Here is a 767-nt window from a genome sequence, read left to right as displayed (position 1 = left end):
TTTCCGGGCGCATTTCTTCGAGGACCCGGTGTGCCCGGGATCGCTGGGGCTGGAGTCCTTTCTGCAATTGCTGAAGGTAGTGGCGGCGCGGCGTTGGGACCTCGGACCGGATGCGGTCTTTGAGACCATCGCGGTCGGCGAGGAACACGAGTGGGTGTACCGCGGCCAGGTTATTCCGAAAGACCGCGAAGTGACGGTGGAGGCTGTGATAACGTCCGTGGACGACAGCAAGCGCTTGTTGCACGCGGATGGATTCCTGGTGGTGGATGGCCGGGTGATTTACCAGATGAAGCGTTTCAGCCTGCGCTGCAGGGAGTAATCCGACGGCACAGCGCACTACACGCCACAAAAAATATTAAAGGATTTAACCACGAATGGACACGAATCAACACGAATAAGAGTTATTCAAGCATCCGATCCGGAGCCAAGAGTTCTTGAAGGAGAGGGTCACGCTCGCGACTGCGCGAAAACAATCGCAAGAAACGATGCATTCTTAATCATTCGTACTACTATCCGTCAGTATCTTGTTTTTTCAGCAAGTTTATTCGAGCGTCACGGCGTAATTCATTTATACAGAGTAGGTTACGTAGCCGAGACACGGGTTCGAAATTCACCCCAATTTAACGGCGATGCGACTCACACACCCCGATGGGGTAGGGTAACTTCCAGCCCTGGGCAACGCACCGGGATAACTCGAGCGGACCCTGAAAGGCCAGCACTGTTCGTGTGTCCACGCTGAACTGCGCTGCCCTTTCAGGGCGAAATCA

The 767-nt window shown here is 54.5% G+C and carries 1 protein-coding gene; it reads left to right on the top strand.

Annotated features, from left to right (window positions below; genetic code table 11):
• On the top strand, positions 1 to 319 hold a 319-nt coding region (locus tag JNK74_28660), incomplete at its 5' end, for a hypothetical protein (protein MBL7650157.1).
• Positions 320 to 767 lie beyond the last annotated feature (448 nt).

It is taken from the genome of Candidatus Hydrogenedentota bacterium, from assembly GCA_016791475.1.
Classification (GTDB): Bacteria; Hydrogenedentota; Hydrogenedentia; order Hydrogenedentales; family JAEUWI01; genus JAEUWI01.
Note: the sequence above shows the minus strand (reverse complement) of the source record. Positions and strands in the feature narration are given on the sequence as shown.